Consider the following 16,656-nt stretch of genomic DNA (forward strand, 5'->3'; position numbering starts at 1 on the left):
CGGCCAACGAGCGCGAAACTCAGTGCGCCCCACCCAGTTCCAACGCCACCACGCCGAGAATCACCAACACGATCCCCCCTACCTGCACCAGGCTGAGCCGCTCGTCAAGGAACAACGCCCCGATGACGGCCACCGCCGCCACTCCGACTGCCGACCAGATGCCGTAGGCGACCCCGACACCCATCCCCCGCTTCAACGCCTGCGACAGGAACACGAACGCCGCCGCATAGCCGATGACCACCACAATCGACGGCACCAGTTTGGTGAAGCCTTCGGACAGTTTCAACGACACGGTCGCCGAGATCTCCGAGACGATGGCCAACGCGAGAAACAGGAACGTCATGGGCGCAGACTAGAGCCAGGCGCGCGCTCCGGCCGCAGCAGCACGCACCTCGTTCAGCTGCTCGGCGACCCGGATGCCCGCGGTACCGCCGCGCGAGTTACGCGAGGCGATCGATCCGGCGACGGTCAACACTTCACGGACCTGTGCAGTGAGCGCGGGATCAACGGCGGCGAACTCGTCGTCGGTCAGCTCGTCCAGGCCGACGCCGCGGGCTTCTGCCGCACGCACACAACCGCCTGCGGCTTCGTGTGCCACCCGGAACGGAACACCTTGACGCACCAGCCATTCGGCGATATCGGTGGCAAGGGTGAAACCGGCGGGCGCGAGTTCCGCCATGCGGTCGGTGTGGAAGGTCAGGGTGGAAACCAGGCCTGCGATGGCGGGCAGCAGCAGTTCCAGCTGAGCCACCGAATCGAACAGTGGCTCCTTGTCCTCCTGCAGGTCCCGGTTGTAGGCCAGTGGCTGCGCCTTGAGGGTGGCCAGCAGGCCGGTGAGGTTGCCGATCAGACGGCCCGCCTTGCCGCGAGTGAGTTCGGAGACGTCCGGGTTCTTCTTCTGCGGCATGATCGACGAGCCGGTGGACCAGGCGTCGGCCAGGGTGATGTAGCCGAATTCCGGTGTGCTCCAGATGATGACCTCTTCGGCCATCCGGCTCAGGTCCACCCCGATCATGGCCAGCACGAACGCGGCTTCGGCGGCGAAATCGCGTGCGGAGGTGGCGTCGATGCTGTTCGCGGCGGCGGCGTCGAAGTCGAGGTCGGCGGCGATCTGCTCCGGGTCGAGGCCAAGTGAGGAACCCGCGAGCGCACCGGAACCGTAGGGCGAGATGGCGGCCCGCTTGTCGAAGTCACGCAGCCGGTCGACATCACGCAGCAGCGGATGCGCGTGCGCAAGCAGCTGGTGCGCCAGCAGCACCGGCTGCGCGGCCTGCAAGTGGGTCTTACCTGGCATGACGGCGTCCGGATGGGCCGCGGCCTGCGCGACGAGGGCGTCGACCACGTCGAGCAGTCCGGCGGCGACCCGGCGCACCGCGTCGCGCAACCACATCCGGAACAGCGTCGCCACCTGGTCGTTGCGGGAACGGCCTGCGCGCAGCCTGCCGCCGAGCTCGGTACCCGCGCGTTCGATGAGTCCCCGCTCGAGTGCGCCGTGCACGTCCTCATCGGATTCGGCGGGGCCGAACGCGCCGGAGGCCACGTCGGCGGCGAGCTGGTCGAGCGCGGCCAGCATGGCGTCGCGATCTCCGTCGGAGAGCAGGCCGGCCTTGTGCAGCACCCTGGCGTGCGCCGAGGAGGCGCGGATGTCATAGGGAGCCAGCGCCCAGTCGAAATGGGTCGACTTGCTCAGCGCCGCCATCGCCTCGGCGGGCCCGGACGCGAATCGGCCGCCCCAGAGCGCACCTTCGTTGGTTCCGCCGCTCTGCGTCATGGTGTGGGTGTCTCCTCGGAAGGTCTGGTTACGGGTGCTGGGCACGTTTCGGCCGCGCCGGGCACATCGAGCACTACGGTAACCGGCCGAATTCGACCGGTGACGCCACGGTGCCGAGCGTCTGGGCGCAGGCACGTTCGATCTGCGACCGACATGGCGATGCCGGGCCTGCTCAACGACAGCAGGCCCGGCATCACTCGGTCACAGGACCTACTTCTGGTTCAGATCGCGGCGCGCGGCAACCTTCGACGACAGGCCATGGATCTGGACGAAGCCCTTGGCCAGCGACTGGTCGAAGGTGTCACCTTCGTCGTAGGTGGCCAGGTTGAAGTCGTACAGCGACTGCTCGCTGCGGCGGCCGTTGACCACGACGTTGCCGCCGTGCAGCACCATCCGGATATCGCCGGAGACGTGCTCCTGGGTCTCGCCGACGAAGGCGTCCAGCGCGCGCTTGAGCGGGGAGAACCACAGGCCGTCGTAGACCAGCTCGCCCCAGCGCTGCTCGACCTGACGCTTGTAGCGGCCGAGCTCGCGCTCGATGGTGACCGCTTCCAGCTCCTGGTGGGCGGCGATCAGGGCGATGGCGCCGGGCGCCTCGTAGATCTCGCGGCTCTTGATGCCGACGAGCCTGTCCTCGACCATGTCGAGGCGGCCGACACCCTGGCGGCCTGCGCGCTTGTTCAGCTCGACGATCGCTTCGAGCACGGTGACCTGGCGGCCATCGATGGCGACCGGCACACCGCGTTCGAAGGTGACGATCAGCTCGTCGGGCGCCTCGAAATTGACCGTCGGGTCGGAGGTGTAGTCGTAGACGTCCTTGGTCGGCGCGTTCCACAGATCCTCGAGGAAGCCGGTCTCGACAGCGCGGCCCCACACGTTCTGGTCGATGGAGAACGGCGACTTCTTGGTGACGTTGATCGGCAGCGCGTTCTCCTCGGCGAACGCAATGGCCTTCTCGCGGGTCCAGGCGTAGTCGCGAACCGGCGCGATGACGTTCAGGTCCGGCGCGAGCGCGCCGATGCCGACCTCGAAACGCACCTGGTCGTTGCCCTTGCCGGTGCAGCCGTGCGCGACGGTGCTCGCGCCGTGGAACTTGGCCGCCTCGACGAGGTGCTTGACGATGAGCGGGCGGCTGATCGCCGACACCAGCGGGTACCGGCCCATGTACATGGCGTTGGCCTGGATGGTGGGCAGGCAGTAGTCGTCGGCGAACTCGTCGCGGGCGTCGACCACGATAGCTTCGACGGCGCCGCAGTCGAGGGCGCGCTGACGCACCACGTTCATGTCCTCGCCGCCCTGACCGAGGTCGATGGCGACGGCAACGACCTCGGCGCCGGTCTCCTTGCCGATCCAGCTGATGGCCACGGAGGTGTCCAGCCCACCGGAGTAGGCGAGTACGACGCGATCGGACATGATCTGGTGCTCCTAAGTCTGTGTGGGTCTGCGCGGCTGCGGTGAGCAGCTTGCTGGTCGCCGGTTCGGCTCGCGCCTCAAATGATTATGCATGACGATGCAATCTCATTCACAATCGGGGTTGCGATGGCCGCTGCCTGCGGAGATTCTGCCCGAAGAGCCTTGGCCTCGCCTCCCCGCTGTGGAAGTGTGAGCCTTGTCCATCCGCCTCGATGCCGAAGGACCGGCACTATGTTCACCAACATCATCGAACCACTGCGGGACCTGGCCGAACAGAACCGCGACGTCATCGGTTTCGTCGTCATCAACCTCGGCAACGCCGCCCTCGGCATCGCCAAACACGGACTCGACGTGGCGACCCCGCTGTTGCAGCAGTTCTTCTCCGAGTATCCGCCCGGCCGGAACTACTGACGGTTGCGCCGACCTATCGAGTTCGATCCCGCCGTGTCCACTCGGCGAATTCGACTCGCGCCACGGCCGGGATAGAACCCGCGGGCCTGCCGACTGCGGACGACCCTGCGCCGGTCATACCCAGCTGTTCAGGATCTCGTGGGTGATCGCCGCGAATTCTCGCTGAGCCCATTGCCTGTGTTGCGGATCAGCCAGCGAACCAGCGGTCGAGCCGCGCCGCGGCCGCGGCGGACTTCTCGCGGGCGAGCGCGAGCGAGGGCGGGGTGAACGGGGCCGTCGGCGTCGGGCCGGAGAGGAAGTCGGCGTCGACCTTGCCGACCAGTCCGTCACCGAACTCGATGTGGCAGGAGCCGCGGCCGCGGTACCGCTCGGATGGTGGCGCGCCCCGCAGGATGGCCGCGATGCCCGCGGCGACGGTACGGGCCGCGTCCTCGGCGAACACGCCGGCGCGCGGGACCGGCGCGTCGGCGCAGTCACCGAGGGCGTAAACGCCCGGATACCGCGTCTCGAGGGTGCGTGGGTCGACGGCGATCCAGCCGTCGGTCCCCCCGACGGTCAAGCCGGACGCGTCGACCACCGCGGGCGCCCGGTGCACGGGGATGCCGATGAACAGGTCGTACGGGAGTTCGCCCGCCCGCGTGAGGGCGACGTGCCTATCCGGGTCGAGCGCGTGCACCCGCCTGCCCGGTGAGTACTCGATTCCCCGCTGGGTCAGCGCCTCGACGAGGGCGGCCGAGGTGCCCGCCGACACCGGAATCGGCGAGTCCATCGGGGTGATGACGTGGATGTGCGAACGGTCCCGCAGACCACGCCGTTCCAGGTGCTCGGCGAGCAACAGCGCGCCCTCGTATGGCGCGGGCGGACATTTGAACGGGACACCGAGGATGGCGAGTAGCACGGTGCCGCCGTCGAAGTCGGCCAGCCGGTCGCGCAACGCGCAGGCGCCGTCGATCGAGTAGTACTCATGCCCGTCCTCGACGAATCCCGGGGTCGCGGCCTGGTCGTAGTCCGCGCCGAGCGCGACGACGAGGATGTCGGGTTCGTATTCGGCGCGATCGGTGACCACGCGCCGGTTCCCCGGGTCGATCGCCGTGACCTCTTCCTGCCGGAATTCGACACCAGGGTGCGCGAGCCCGGCATAGGGATGCCGCACGTCGGCGGGCGCTGAGCCGCGGAACAGGACGTCCAACTTCGCGAACCCGAGGGTGAATGCATCGTTTCTGTCGATAACGACGACGCGCGCCTCATCGGCCGACGACTCGGACAAACTCGCCGCCAACTCCAACCCCCCGAACCCTGCGCCGAGAATCAGCACGGTGCGCATGGACCGATTCTCCCCCGCCGGCAACTTCGGCGCGGCGAGTTCGCTCAACCTCGGCCCGGTCGCCGCTCACGCACGCTCAGGCGGCCGAAGCCCGCACGCTACGACTATTCCGTCGGCGGCTTATACGTCACTTCCCGTGCGACGGCTTCGTCGATCTGCTCGGCGGTCAGCAGCGCAACGGTGTGCGATATCGCCGCACCGGACGCGGCGGTGCGGATGGCGAGCGCCGCCGCCGACACCTCGTCCGGAGCATCACCGATCACGAACAGATCATCCTCGCCGAAAGCGAAATAACAGACGTCGACATGACCGCCAACGCTCTCGACCATTTCCGTGATGGCCGCTCGGCGGACAGTGCCGCCCTGCGCCAGCAAACCGGATGCCCCCTCCTGGGTATAGCTGACCCGCCACAAGTACTTCGGCATATAGCGTCGCCTCCTTCTCGCAGGATGATCTCGGCCAGTCCCGACCCTAGGGTTCAGAACATCACCCGGCGGTTCTGCGGCGAGGCCGTCACACCACTGATGCGGCTCCGTGACTCCGGCGATACCCGCGGTCCACGGTGAGTACCGGCCTGGCTCGCCGGGCCGGCGCAGCGCACGCCGAGCATGGCGTCGGATATGTCGCGGCGCCGGTATTCGGCCGTGTTCCGGTCGCCGAAGCTGGAGCACTCAACCTCCTTGCGGCCGGTGAGCATGCGCTACTCGACCGCGTACAGCCGTTGTTCGACGTGATCGGCTCGCGGACCTGGCGACTGGGCGACCGTCCGGAACAGGCCAATATCGTGAAGATCCTCGGGAACTACCTGATCGCCTGCGCGATCCAGTCGCTGGGCGAGGCCATCAGCGTCGCGGAGGGCGCCGGTGTCGACTCCGGCCAGTTCGTCGAGCTGCTGACTGCAACACTCTTCCCGGGAGCCGTCTACACCGGCTACGGGTCGATGATTGCTGAACGGCGCTACCAGCCAGCCGGATTCACCACAGCCCTTGGCCGCAAGGACCTCCACCTCGCGCTCGATGCAGCGACCGAACAAGGCGTTCCTCTCCCGGTCGGTCAACTGCTGCGTGCAGTGTTCGATGAGGCCATCGCCAACGGTCGCATTGCGGATGACTGGGCGGTCATCGCGGAACAGCAGCCGCGGTGACCACCGAGGACCAACGACGCGGACCACACCCGAGGCACGCTCGCCCTCGTTCCGTGACACCAGAAGCGCCTGTGCTTCTCACTCCGGCGACGTCGTTTGCCGAGGGGCACGAGTCGAGCTTCGCGAAAGCGCCGCGCTGCTGCGCCGGGCAGCGGTATACGAGCGCCTTACGCCAGTCGCTCGATTTCCGCAGCCAGCTCCGTCCCTGTCATCGGCTCCCGAGCGATCACCGCGATCGTGTCGTCGCCGGCGATGGTGCCGACGACATACGGCAGCGAGGCCCGATCCAAAGCGCTGGCGAGGAAGTGGGCCGCGCCGGGTGGGGTGCGAAGTACCGCGATGTTGCCGCTGGCATCGGTGGAGACCAATAGGTCGCCGAGCAACTTCGACAGGCGGCCGGTGCCGCCGGTGACGCCGCGGACGGGGCTGCCGTCCTCGGGGACGATGTAGACGCCGGCTCCGCCGTCGGCGGCACGCAACTTCACCGCACCGAGTTCGTCGAGGTCACGCGACAGGGTGGCCTGGGTGGTTTCGATGCCCTCGGCTGCGAGGAGCGCGGCGAGTTCGGTCTGGCTGCGCACCGAGTGGGCCGACAGCAGCGCCACGATGCGCGACTGACGTCCGGCCCGGGTCGCGGCGGTGGCCGGACCCGGGGCGCCGGTGTCGGAGGCAGGCACGCTCATCGTCGGCCGTTCTGTCTGTCCAGCAGCCACACCAGGAGCGCTTTCTGGGCGTGTAGGCGGTTCTCCGCCTCGTCCCACACCACACTGCGCGGGCCGTCCAGGACCTCGTCGGTGATTTCCTCACCGCGATGGGCTGGCAGGCAGTGCAGCACCACCGCGTCCTGTTGAGCCTTGGCGAGCAGGCCGGCGTTGATCTGGAAGCGACGGAACGGGCCGACGCGATCGAGGCCGTCGTTCTCCTGGCCCATCGACGTCCATGTGTCGGTCACCAACGCATGCGCGCCTTCGGCGGCGATGCGTGGATCGTCGGTGAGGGTGACGCTCGCTCCGGTCTCGGCGGCGCGGGCCCGCGCGGCCTCGACGACCCATGGCAGCGGCGCGAAGCCCTCCGGCGCGGCGATGGTGACGTGCAGGCCCGCGGTGACGCCGCCGAGCAGCAGCGAATGCGCCATATTGTTGGCGCCGTCGCCGAAGTAGGCGAGTTTGCGGCCGGACAGCGGCCCCAGCTGCTCGGTGAGGGTGAGCAGATCGGCCAGCACCTGACACGGATGGAACTCATCCGACAGCGCGTTCACCACGGGAACCGTTGCGGTCGCTGCCATCTCGTCGAGCCGGGTCTGCTCGAAGGTGCGCCAGACGATGGCGTCGACATAGCGCGACAGCACCCGCCCGGTGTCGCCGAGCGTCTCCTCACGACCCAGCTGGGTGTCGCGGCCGTCGACGACCACGGCGTGGCCGCCGAGCTGGGCGATGCCGAGCTCGAACGAGAACCGGGTGCGGGTGGAGTTCTTCTCGAAGATCACCCCGACCCCACGCGGGCCCTCCAGCGGACGACGCGCGAACGGCGCGCCCTTGAGTTCGGCGGCCAGCGCAAGGACCTCGGCCTGCTCGGACGGCGTGAGATCGTCGTCGCGCAGGAAATGCCGCACGGTTGCCGCGGTAGGCGCGGAGCCGTTCGCCGGGGAGGAATCGGACAACGTCATGCGGAGGCTCCCTTCGCGTCGGCTGCGGCCAGATCGAGGATCTGCGGCAGATCGGCGACGAAGTTGTCGGATTGGGTTTCGGTGAGCACCAGTGGCGGCGCCAACCGGATGACGTTCGGCTTGGCCGGATTCACCAGGTACCCGGCTTCCCGCGCCCGCGCCTCGACCTGTGCGGATACATCCGCGGTGAGGGCTATGCCGATCAGCAGCCCGGCCCCACGCACATGATCGATCAGCGGATGCTCGAGCAGCTCGATACCGTCGCTGAGCCGTTTGCCCAGCGATTCGACGTGCGCGAGCAGCCCCTCCTCGTCGATGGTGCGCAGCACCGCGAGTGCGGCCGCCGCGCAGACGGGATTACCGCCGAAGGTGGTGCCGTGCAGCCCGGGGGTGAGCAGCTCGGCCGCCTTGCCGGTGGCCAGCACCGCACCGATCGGCAGACCGCCACCGAGGCCCTTGGCCAGGGTGATGACATCGGGCACGATGCCGACCGACTGGTGTGCGTAGAACTTGCCGGTGCGGCCGATACCGGTCTGCACCTCGTCCAGGATCAGCAGCGCACCGTGTTTCGCGGTGATCTCCCGCGCCCGCACCAGGTAGTCCAGCGGCGGCACGACGACACCGCTCTCCCCCAGCATCGGTTCGAGGAAGACCGCGGCGGTGTCGGAGTCGACGACCTTCTCCAGCGCGGCGACATCGCCGAAGGGGATGTGCACGACGCCGGGCGGCATCGGTTCGAACGGAGCCCGCTTGGACGGCTGACCGGTGAGCGCGAGCGCGCCCATGGTGCGGCCGTGGAAGGCGTCTTCGCAGGCGATGATCTTGCGCCGTCCGGTGAGCCGGGCGATCTTGAACGCGGCCTCGTTGGCCTCGGTGCCGGAGTTGCAGAAGAAGGCCTTGCTGTCACCGGTGCGGCCGTCGCCGAAGTGATCGAGCAGGCGTTCGGCCAGCTCGATCACCGGCTCGTTGCCGTAGATGTTGGAGACATGCCCGAGCGTGCCCAGCTGGTGGGTGACCGCTTCCAGAATCGCCGGATGGGCGTGGCCGAGGCTGTTGACGGCGATCCCGCCGAGGAAATCGACGTAACGATTGCCGTCGGCGTCGTAGACCACCGCGCCCGCGCCGCGGACCAGCACGATGTCGGGGGTCTTGTAGTTGTGCATCAGGGCGGCCGACCACCGCTGCTGCAATCGCTCTGTGCTCATGCTCCGGCTCCGTTTTCGCTCGTCCGCCCGGGCGACGCTGGGGTCACCATGGTCCCGATGCCCTCGCCGGTGAACAACTCCAGCAGCACCGAATGCGGGACGCGTCCGTCGATGACGTGCGCGCTTGGCACCCCACCGCGCACCGCGCGCAGGCAGGCTTCCATCTTGGGCACCATGCCCGCATCCAGGCGCGGGAGCAACTCGGCCAATGCGTCCGCGTCGATCGCGGAGGTCAGCGACGACCGGTCCGGCCAGTCGGTGTAGAGGCCCTCGACATCGGTGAGGACCACCAGTTTCTCCGCGCCGATGCCCTCGGCCAGTGCGGCCGCGGCGGTGTCGGCATTGATGTTGTGCACGACGCCGTCGGCGTCGGGGGCGATGGTGGATACCACCGGGATGCGGCCCGCGCCGATGAGGTCGAGCACCGCGGCGGGGTTCACCTCGGTCACATCGCCGACCAGGCCGATATCGGTGGGTTCACCGTCCACGTCGACGGTGCGGCGGGTGGCGGTGAACAGGTGCGCGTCCTCGCCGGAGATGCCGACCGCGTACGGGCCGTAGGCGTTGATCAGCCCGACGAGCTCGCGCCCGACCTGGCCGAACAGCACCATCCGCACCACGTCCATGATCTCGGGCGTGGTGACCCGGAAACCGCCGCGGAACTCACCGGTGAGGCCGAGACGCTTCAACATGGCATTGATCTGCGGTCCGCCGCCGTGCACCACCACCGGATGCACACCGACGGTGCGCAGGAACGCCATATCCGCGGCGAAATCGCGCTTGAGCCGATCGTCGATCATGGCGTTGCCGCCGTATTTGACCACCACGATCTTGTCGCGGAACTTTTGCAGCCAGGGCAGGGCGTCGGCAAGAACGAGCGCCTTGTCCAGTGCCGACAGACTGCGCAGGATGTCGTCGGTCATGAGCTGTAGGCCGAATTCTCTTCGACGTAGCCGTGCGACAGGTCGGTGGTGCGGATACTCGCGGTACCCTCGCCGAGCCGCAGATCGATGAGCACCTCGATATCGGCGCCGGACAGGTCGACCTCGCGTGCGCCGGGCGCGCCCATCCCGTCGATACAGACCGGATTGCCGTTGAACGACACCGAGATCACGTTCGGGTCGAGGGTGATCGGTGCGACACCGACGGTGGCCAGGACACGGCCCCAGTTCGGGTCGGAGCCGAACAGCGCGGTCTTGACCAGGCTGTCGCGGGCCACGGTGCGGGCCGCGATCAATGCCTCGTCCTCGTTCGCGGCGCCGGTGACGGTGACGACCACCCGCTTGGTGACACCCTCCGCGTCGGCCATCAGCTGGGCGGCCAGATCGTCACAGACCGCGAGCACGGCGGCATCGAGTTCGTCCTGGGAGGGGGTGACCTCGCTGGCACCGTTGGCCAGCAGCAGCACGGTGTCGTTGGTGGAGCAGGAACCGTCCACATCGAGCCGGTCGAAGGTGAGCCGGGTCGCCTTGCGCAGCGCCTGATCCAGTTGTTCGGCGGTGGCGTGGGCGTCGGTGGTGAGCACGACCAGCATGGTGGCCAGCGACGGCGCCAGCATGCCCGCGCCCTTGGCCATACCGCCGACGTTCCACTTGTTCTTGTGGTGGAACGACGCCTCCTTCGGCACGGTGTCGGTGGTCATGATGGCGTAGGCGGCGTCGGTGCCGCCGGACATGCCGCCACCCATCTCGTGCACGATCTCGGTGACGGCCGGGATGAGCTTGTCCATCGGCAGCCGGTCGCCGATCAGGCCGGTGGAGCAGACCGCGATCTCTCCCGCGCCGGTCTCGGTGCCCCAATTACTCAGCGCCGTGGCCAATTCCTCGGCGGTGCGGTGGGTGTCCTGGAAACCGCCCGGCCCGGTACAGGCGTTGGCGCCGCCGGAATTGAGGATGATCGCGCGCAGGGCACCGGCCTTCAGCACCTGCTGCGACCACTGCACCGGCGCGGCTTTGACCTTGTTGCTGGTGAACACACCGGCAGCCGCGTACTCCGGCCCCTCGTTGAACACCAGCGCCAGATCGGGATTGCCGTTGGCTTTGATTCCGGCGGCGATACCCGCGGCGCGGAAACCGAGCGGGGCCGTCACACCCTGGGTGCGGATCAGCTTGCCATCGACGGTGTCGAATGTCGTCACGGTGCCACTCCTACGGTGGAAAGTCCTGCGGTCTCGTCGATTCCGAGGGCCAGATTCATCGATTGCACCGCGGCGCCCGCGGTGCCCTTGGTCAAGTTGTCGACCGCGCCGATCACGACGAGCAGGCCTGCGGCCTCATCGACGGCGACCTGGAGGGCGACGGCATTGGAGCCGAGCACCGCACCCGTCTGCGGCAGCACACCTTCGGGCAGCAGGTGCACGAAAGGTTCTTCCGCATAAGCCTTTTCGTATACGGCGCGCGCGTCGGCGGCGTCCACCCGGATCGGCGCGGTGCAGGTGGCGAGGATGCCGCGCGGCATCGGCGCGAGCACGGGAGTGAAGGAGACCGTGACCTCGGTGCCGCCGGCGGCGCTGAGGTTCTGCGCGATTTCCGGAGTGTGCCGATGCGCGCCCGCGATGTTATAGGCGCGCACCGAACCCATGACCTCCGAGCCGAGCAGGCCGACGTCGAGTTTGCGTCCCGCACCCGAGGTACCGCTGACCGCGACGACGTTGACGTTCGGCTCGATGATGCCCGCGGCGATCGCGGGCGCCAGCGCCAGGCTGGCCACGGTCGGGTAGCAGCCGGGGACGGCGATCCTGGTCGCGCCGCGCAGCCGGTCCCGTCCGCCGGGCAGCTCGGGCAGACCGTACGGCCAGCTCCCCGCATGCGGGGTGCCGTAGTACTTCTCCCAGGCCGTGGCGTCGGTCAGCCGGAAGTCGGCACCACAGTCGATGATGACGGTCGAGTCCGGCAACTGCTCGGCGAGCGCAGCGGACTGTCCGTGCGGCAGGCCGAGGAAGACGACATCGTGGCCGGCCAACTCCTCCACGGTGGTCGGCGCGAGCACCCGATCGGCCAGCGGCAGCAGATGCGGCTGCAACGCACCCAGCCGGGTGCCGGCGTTCGATCCCGCGGTGAGCGCCCCGATGACGAGGCGCCCGGTTCGGTAGTCCGGATGACCGAGCAGCAGGCGCAGCACTTCGCCGCCCGCATACCCACTCGCACCAGCAACCGCGACCCGCACGACGGATCCGTCCGAGGAATCAACCATGTGATGATTATGCACGACCATGCAAGCTCATTCACGACCGGCCGGGATTTCCGACTTCACGGCCGTGTGAACACCATGGTGCTCAGCTGCGTTTCGGCTTGCCCCTCACGCTACGTGAGGGCTTACCGTCGGGCGCGTGACGATCACCGTTCTCGACTCTTACTCGGCCATGAAGCAGATCCTGCGGGCGCCCGCGGCCGATCGCGAAGGCATGCTCCGGTCGATGCTCGACCCGATGGCCGGGATGTACCGGCACTTCCCTGGAGAGGTCGACCTGGTGGGTCTGCACCGGCAGTCGGCGGGGTTTCCCCTCGATCGCGACGAGCAACGGTGCCTCGACGCGATCGACACGCTGGCGGCGGCCGGAGCGTGGGAGTGCATGCAGCAGGCGCTCGACGATGCCGAAGCCGTATTGCTCGCCGCGACGCCAGGATTCCAGGCCCCCGACATCACCGTGCTACTACTCCTCGGCGACCCGGGCGACGCCACCTTCATGGGCCCCAGCCTGGGTGCCACCGGCTTCGGAGGCATCTCCGGCTACATCACGATCACGCTGTGGCCCTACCCGCAGAATCTGGAACGACTGGCGACCACCGCGGTGCACGAACTCCACCACAATCTGCGCTACAGCCCCGGCGGCGTGGTGTGGAACCCGATGACGGTCACCGTCGGCGAACAAGTGGTGAGCGAAGGGCTGGCCGACGCCTTCGCCCGGCAACTCTATGGCGACGACCTCGGCTACACCCGCATCGGCGTACCCAGCCTGCACGACGATGCGGTGTTCACGAAAGTCGTTTCCGGACTGGATATCACCGGAATGCAGAACTTCACATCGTGGATCCACGGCGACACCATCGCCGCGCACTTCGGTGCCACTCCGGTCGGGCTGCCGACCGGAGCGGGATATTCCGCGGGCAACCGACTTGTCGACGCCTACCTCGCGGCGACCGGCAAGACCGCAGCACAGGCCCTGCACACCGATAGCGCGGACATCATCGCCACGGCGCTCAGGCGCACCAGCCGCGCCGAGTAGACGCCGGCCGGTGTGGGCCATCGGTCCCGGCGAGCGTGGATCAGCTCGCCGCGGGAACCTTCGCACCGCGGGTGCCGACCCATCGCGCCAGCAGCGGGAACAGCAGTACCGTCGTCGCACCGGCGGCGACCATCGTGGAGGCAAGCCGCTGTTCCATCAAACCGGTGCTGGTCGCGACCTGGGTGACGGCGACAATGATCGGCAGGCCGGTGGCCGCATAGAGCGCCAGCTGGAGCCGTTCGTGTGGTTCGGTGAGGTTCGCGCCGTGCTGGACGAAGCGTTCACTGAACCACACCGGCACCCCGCGAGCCACCGCGATCGACACAACGAACAACACCCAGGTCACCGGTTCCGCAGCCACCGCGGCCACGTCGATGCCCATACCCGAGACCACGAAGAAGATCGGGATGAGCACGCCGAAACCGATGGTCTCGAGCGACTCCCCGATCTCCGGTCGTTCGGTGCCAACGATTCCGCGCAGGATGACGCCCGCGGCGAACGCGCCGAGGACGACATCGAGCCCGAACTCATCGGCCAGCGTCATCAAGATCAGCAGCAGCAGAAACACCACCCTGACCGGTAATTGGGCGGTCCCGGTGGACAGTTCGGTCAGCAACCGGCCGACAGCGGGTACTCGGTCCAGGATGCGCTGGTGCACGAGGCCGATCATTGCGGCGGCGATCGCGAACAACAGCAACACCACGATCGCGGCACCCACATTGCGGCTGGTCAACAAGACCGACATGGCGACCACCGGGCCGAGCTCACCGACCGCTCCGTGCGCGAGGACCGCGCGACCGAGTTGGGTATCGAGAATGCCGAGCCCTTTCACGATCGGCAGCAGCGTACCGAGCGCGGTCGACGTCATCGCGATCGCGATCGCGGCGATCGCAGTGAACTTCGCGTCGTGAGCGACCAGGGTGACGAACAGCATCGCCATGAGCAGGCACGCGAACCAGGTGAACCAGGCGGTGCGACCGGGTCTTCCGCCGAGCAGGCGCGGATCGAGTTCATAGCCTGCCAGCAGGAACAGCATGCCCAAACCGAGTTCGCTGAGCAGATCCACGCCGCCACCGGAATCGGCCAGGCCGAGCGCGTGCGGGCCGAGCACCACACCGAACAGCAGCAGGATCACCACATCCGGCACATACCCCCGCAGCAGTCGCGCGATGAGCGGCGCCGAGACGGCCACCGCCGCGATCCAGAACAGCGACACGATCGGTGAAACGCTCGCGCTGTCGGCTGCCTCGGCCAGGATCATCCGGTCATCGTGACACGGCGACGCGGCCGGTCACGGTTTCGACATCCCGCGATATCGACGCCATGAATCATGGCGCCCTATCCGGAATGCAGCCGGAAATCCCCTCCCCCTAGTTGTCGAATTACGCGTCGGCCGTTCGTGTACTCGGTGAGACCGGCACCGGCCGGTCACGGAAGGAGCCGACAATGAGCACGATCACCGCGGTTGTGAGCCTGACCCTGGACGAGGTCAAGCAGGCACCGGGCCGCACGGACGAAGGCCCGCACGACGGATTCACACCCGGCGGCTGGGCCCACCACACCACCGACAGGAGCTGACGATGCCGCAATATCTGCTCGGGATCTACCAACCCGATACCGATGAGGTTCCCGACGATCTCGACGCGATCATGCGCGATCTCGAGGCGCTCAACGACGAGATCCGCGCCGCGGGCGCGTGGGTGTTCGCGGCGGGGCTGCATCCACCGAGTGCCTCGACGGTCGTGCGGACCGACGGCGCCGACACTGTGATCACCGACGGGCCGTATATCGAGGCAAAGGAACACATCGGCGGGTTCACCGTCATCGAGGCACCCGATCTGGACGAGGCGCTGCGCTGGGCGCGCAGGCTCGCGGCGGTGGTCACGTTGCCGATCGAGGTGCGCCCCTTCGCCGAGGGCTAGCGGGTGGGTTCCGGCGATCCCGGGCTGCGATCGCCGGAACCCCCGTTTACGCGCCGACCTGCCTGCGCAGGAACGCGGCCAGCGGTGTCAGGACGGCCTGCGGATCGTCGACGAACGGCCAATGCCCCAGCCCCTCGAGGATATGGATCTCCGCGTCGGGGAAGAAGGCCCGCTGCTGCGCGGCGAAACGCACCGGAATGTAGGGGTCGCCCTCACCCCAGATCACGCACACCGGAAGCCCCTCGGCCGACAGGCCGGAGTCCTTCTCCGGGAACGCGCTGCTGGGGTCACGCGAATTGCGGTAGAGCCGCAGCACGGCCCGCTTGTGCCCCCAGTCCGCGTATCGGGTGACGCGGTCGACATAGGCGCGCGGAATCGGCCGCGGGTTGTCGCGGCTGAGCGCGATCTGCATGGCGCGCGGGCTTGTCATGCTCATCAGCTGGAACAGTTCACCGAGAACCGGTGTCTGCCAGATCTTCGCGTATCGGTGCCAGCGGTAGCCGTCGAGTACGCCGCAGTTGATCACGGTGAGGCTGGCCAGCTGCTCGGGATGATCCAGCATCCACCGCATCCCCCACGGCCCACCGAAGTCGTGCAGCACCAGATGCGCCCGCTCGACGCCCAGTTGGTCGAGGAGCAGACCCAGGAAACGGGCGTGCCCGGCCACACTGTGATCGAAGGACCGCGGCCGCTCCGACTGTCCGAAACCCGGCATGTCCATGGCGATCACCCGCGCGAACTGCGCGATCGCGGGCGCCAGCTCCGCCCAATCGTCCATCGGGCCGGGATTGCCGTGGACGAACACCACCGCTTCCCCGCGGTCGGTGGGTCCGCTGTCGTACACGGCGCAGCGCACCCCGTCGACGATATGTTCGGTGACGTCGAGTAACGACGTGGTTTCAGTCATTCGGCAGCATCCTTGGATCGTCGCCAAGCCCCCGCCAGCTCCGATTCCACTGGCTATGCCACGGATCGTACCGTCGGGGAGTTCACGCGGACCCGGCTTCGGCCGATCACCATCGACCGAAGCCGTCTGCTGGACAACGCGAGCCCCGCCTACCGATTGACGACGCGCTCCCCTTCACCCGGCTTCCAGATGGTGATCTCGAGGGTGTCGTCACCGACCTCGACCGAGGACGCCGAGGTGAGATCGGCGACGAAGAAGTGGTCGAATTCTTGGCCGCGAATATCGAATCCACTGTCGTCGAACAGCTTTTGCGCGAAGCGCTCGTGTACGGCGCGATCGGTGATATCGACGACCCGGCCGAACAGCTTGGCATCGCCGTCGGAGACATTGGTGTCAACGGTGGCGGTGTGCAGGCAGAAGCGTGGATCGCGGGCCAAATCCTTGAACTTGGTGGTGTTCGGCATACCCGCGATCACCAGCTGGTCTTCGAAGATCATCGGCTCGACCGGACTGATCCTGGGGAAACCATCGGAGCGGAGTGTGCCGAGCATGCAGAGATTGCCGGTGGCCTTGTGCCGCCGCAGAAAGATCGTGGAGATCCGGGTCGCTTCTTCGGTGAACTGGCTCCATGTGGTCATAGTTCGACGGTACGAGCTATTACTGACACC

Annotated in this window: 19 protein-coding genes; 5 read left to right on the forward strand and 14 right to left on the reverse strand. The window is 67.7% G+C overall.

What is annotated here, in order from left to right; genetic code table 11:
* Positions 1-19 precede the first annotated feature (19 nt).
* The 3 genes from GV792_RS19810 to GV792_RS19820 all read right to left on the reverse strand — a co-directional run bounded on the left by GV792_RS19810 (position 20) and on the right by GV792_RS19820 (position 3,184).
* The gene (locus tag GV792_RS19810; RefSeq protein WP_163825676.1) at positions 20-343 is read right to left on the reverse strand and encodes a DMT family transporter; all 324 of its coding nucleotides are present in this window, start codon (positions 341-343) and stop codon (positions 20-22) included.
* A gap of 9 nt (positions 344-352) precedes the next feature.
* Positions 353-1,771 (reverse strand): argininosuccinate lyase, encoded by a 1,419-nt coding sequence (gene argH, locus GV792_RS19815; protein WP_163825678.1) that lies wholly within the window; start codon positions 1,769-1,771, stop codon positions 353-355.
* Positions 1,772-1,981: 210 nt separating this feature from the next.
* A complete protein-coding gene (locus tag GV792_RS19820; RefSeq protein WP_163825680.1) occupies positions 1,982-3,184 on the reverse strand; it encodes an argininosuccinate synthase in 1,203 nt (400 codons plus the stop codon).
* A gap of 231 nt (positions 3,185-3,415) precedes the next feature.
* Between GV792_RS19820 and GV792_RS19825 the strand changes: the two genes are divergently transcribed.
* Positions 3,416-3,595, forward strand: a complete 180-nt coding sequence (locus GV792_RS19825; protein WP_163825681.1) for a hypothetical protein — start codon at positions 3,416-3,418, stop codon at positions 3,593-3,595.
* A gap of 187 nt (positions 3,596-3,782) precedes the next feature.
* Here the strand turns inward: GV792_RS19825 and GV792_RS19830 are convergent, their stop codons facing one another.
* Both GV792_RS19830 and GV792_RS19835 read right to left on the reverse strand, forming a co-directional pair.
* On the reverse strand, positions 3,783-4,919 hold the full coding sequence (locus tag GV792_RS19830; RefSeq protein WP_163825683.1) for an NAD(P)/FAD-dependent oxidoreductase: 1,137 nt from the start codon (positions 4,917-4,919) through the stop codon (positions 3,783-3,785).
* Positions 4,920-5,023: 104 nt separating this feature from the next.
* Positions 5,024-5,344, reverse strand: coding sequence for a GYD domain-containing protein (locus tag GV792_RS19835; protein ID WP_163825685.1), 321 nt, complete (start codon positions 5,342-5,344; stop codon positions 5,024-5,026).
* Between the two features lie 137 nt (positions 5,345-5,481).
* On the opposite strand from GV792_RS19835, the gene GV792_RS19840 reads away from it, so the two are divergent.
* Positions 5,482-6,063 carry an NAD(P)-dependent oxidoreductase gene (locus GV792_RS19840; RefSeq protein WP_163825687.1) on the forward strand — a complete coding sequence of 194 codons (582 nt, stop codon included), beginning with the start codon at positions 5,482-5,484 and terminating at the stop codon, positions 6,061-6,063.
* Positions 6,064-6,230: 167 nt separating this feature from the next.
* Here the strand turns inward: GV792_RS19840 and GV792_RS19845 are convergent, their stop codons facing one another.
* The 6 genes from GV792_RS19845 to argC are packed head-to-tail and all read right to left on the reverse strand — an operon-like array spanning position 6,231 to position 12,126.
* Complete coding sequence (locus GV792_RS19845) at positions 6,231-6,746, reverse strand: arginine repressor (RefSeq protein ID WP_163825689.1); 516 nt, start codon at positions 6,744-6,746, stop codon at positions 6,231-6,233.
* Positions 6,743-7,729, reverse strand: coding sequence for an ornithine carbamoyltransferase (argF, locus tag GV792_RS19850; protein ID WP_163825690.1), 987 nt, complete (start codon positions 7,727-7,729; stop codon positions 6,743-6,745). The genes GV792_RS19845 and argF overlap by 4 nt, the downstream gene beginning before the upstream one ends.
* The gene (locus tag GV792_RS19855; protein WP_163825692.1) at positions 7,726-8,934 is read right to left on the reverse strand and encodes an acetylornithine transaminase; all 1,209 of its coding nucleotides are present in this window, start codon (positions 8,932-8,934) and stop codon (positions 7,726-7,728) included. The genes argF and GV792_RS19855 overlap by 4 nt, the downstream gene beginning before the upstream one ends.
* Complete coding sequence (gene argB / locus GV792_RS19860; protein WP_163825694.1) at positions 8,931-9,857, reverse strand: acetylglutamate kinase; 927 nt, start codon at positions 9,855-9,857, stop codon at positions 8,931-8,933. Before argB ends, GV792_RS19855 begins: the two co-directional genes overlap by 4 nt.
* Complete coding sequence (gene argJ, locus GV792_RS19865) at positions 9,854-11,071, reverse strand: bifunctional glutamate N-acetyltransferase/amino-acid acetyltransferase ArgJ (protein WP_163825696.1); 1,218 nt, start codon at positions 11,069-11,071, stop codon at positions 9,854-9,856. Before argJ ends, argB begins: the two co-directional genes overlap by 4 nt.
* Entirely contained in the window at positions 11,068-12,126 is a 1,059-nt protein-coding gene (argC, locus tag GV792_RS19870; protein WP_163825699.1) for an N-acetyl-gamma-glutamyl-phosphate reductase, read from the reverse strand. Before argC ends, argJ begins: the two co-directional genes overlap by 4 nt.
* Positions 12,127-12,262: 136 nt before the next feature.
* Between argC and GV792_RS19875 the strand changes: the two genes are divergently transcribed.
* Positions 12,263-13,159, forward strand: a complete 897-nt coding sequence (locus GV792_RS19875) for a DUF2268 domain-containing protein (RefSeq protein WP_163825701.1) — start codon at positions 12,263-12,265, stop codon at positions 13,157-13,159.
* Positions 13,160-13,199: 40 nt separating this feature from the next.
* On the opposite strand, the gene GV792_RS19880 is transcribed toward GV792_RS19875, so the two are convergent.
* Positions 13,200-14,420, reverse strand: a complete 1,221-nt coding sequence (locus tag GV792_RS19880) for a cation:proton antiporter (RefSeq protein WP_163825703.1) — start codon at positions 14,418-14,420, stop codon at positions 13,200-13,202.
* A 185-nt stretch (positions 14,421-14,605) separates the two neighbouring features.
* Between GV792_RS19880 and GV792_RS29730 the strand changes: the two genes are divergently transcribed.
* Together GV792_RS29730 and GV792_RS19885 are read left to right on the forward strand one after the other, a co-directional pair.
* Positions 14,606-14,737 carry a hypothetical protein gene (locus GV792_RS29730; protein WP_256668040.1) on the forward strand — a complete coding sequence of 44 codons (132 nt, stop codon included), beginning with the start codon at positions 14,606-14,608 and terminating at the stop codon, positions 14,735-14,737.
* Positions 14,738-14,739: 2 nt separating this feature from the next.
* On the forward strand, positions 14,740-15,081 hold the full coding sequence (locus GV792_RS19885) for a YciI family protein (protein ID WP_163825705.1): 342 nt from the start codon (positions 14,740-14,742) through the stop codon (positions 15,079-15,081).
* A 46-nt stretch (positions 15,082-15,127) separates the two neighbouring features.
* On the opposite strand, the gene GV792_RS19890 is transcribed toward GV792_RS19885, so the two are convergent.
* Both GV792_RS19890 and GV792_RS19895 read right to left on the reverse strand, forming a co-directional pair.
* Entirely contained in the window at positions 15,128-15,988 is an 861-nt protein-coding gene (locus GV792_RS19890) for an alpha/beta fold hydrolase (protein ID WP_163825707.1), read from the reverse strand.
* 149 nt (positions 15,989-16,137) lie between these two features.
* Positions 16,138-16,626 (reverse strand): pyridoxamine 5'-phosphate oxidase family protein, encoded by a 489-nt coding sequence (locus GV792_RS19895; protein ID WP_163825709.1) that lies wholly within the window; start codon positions 16,624-16,626, stop codon positions 16,138-16,140.
* Positions 16,627-16,656 lie beyond the last annotated feature (30 nt).

It is taken from the genome of Nocardia cyriacigeorgica (genome assembly GCF_010868145.1).
GTDB lineage: Bacteria > Actinomycetota > Actinomycetes > Mycobacteriales > Mycobacteriaceae > Nocardia > Nocardia cyriacigeorgica_D.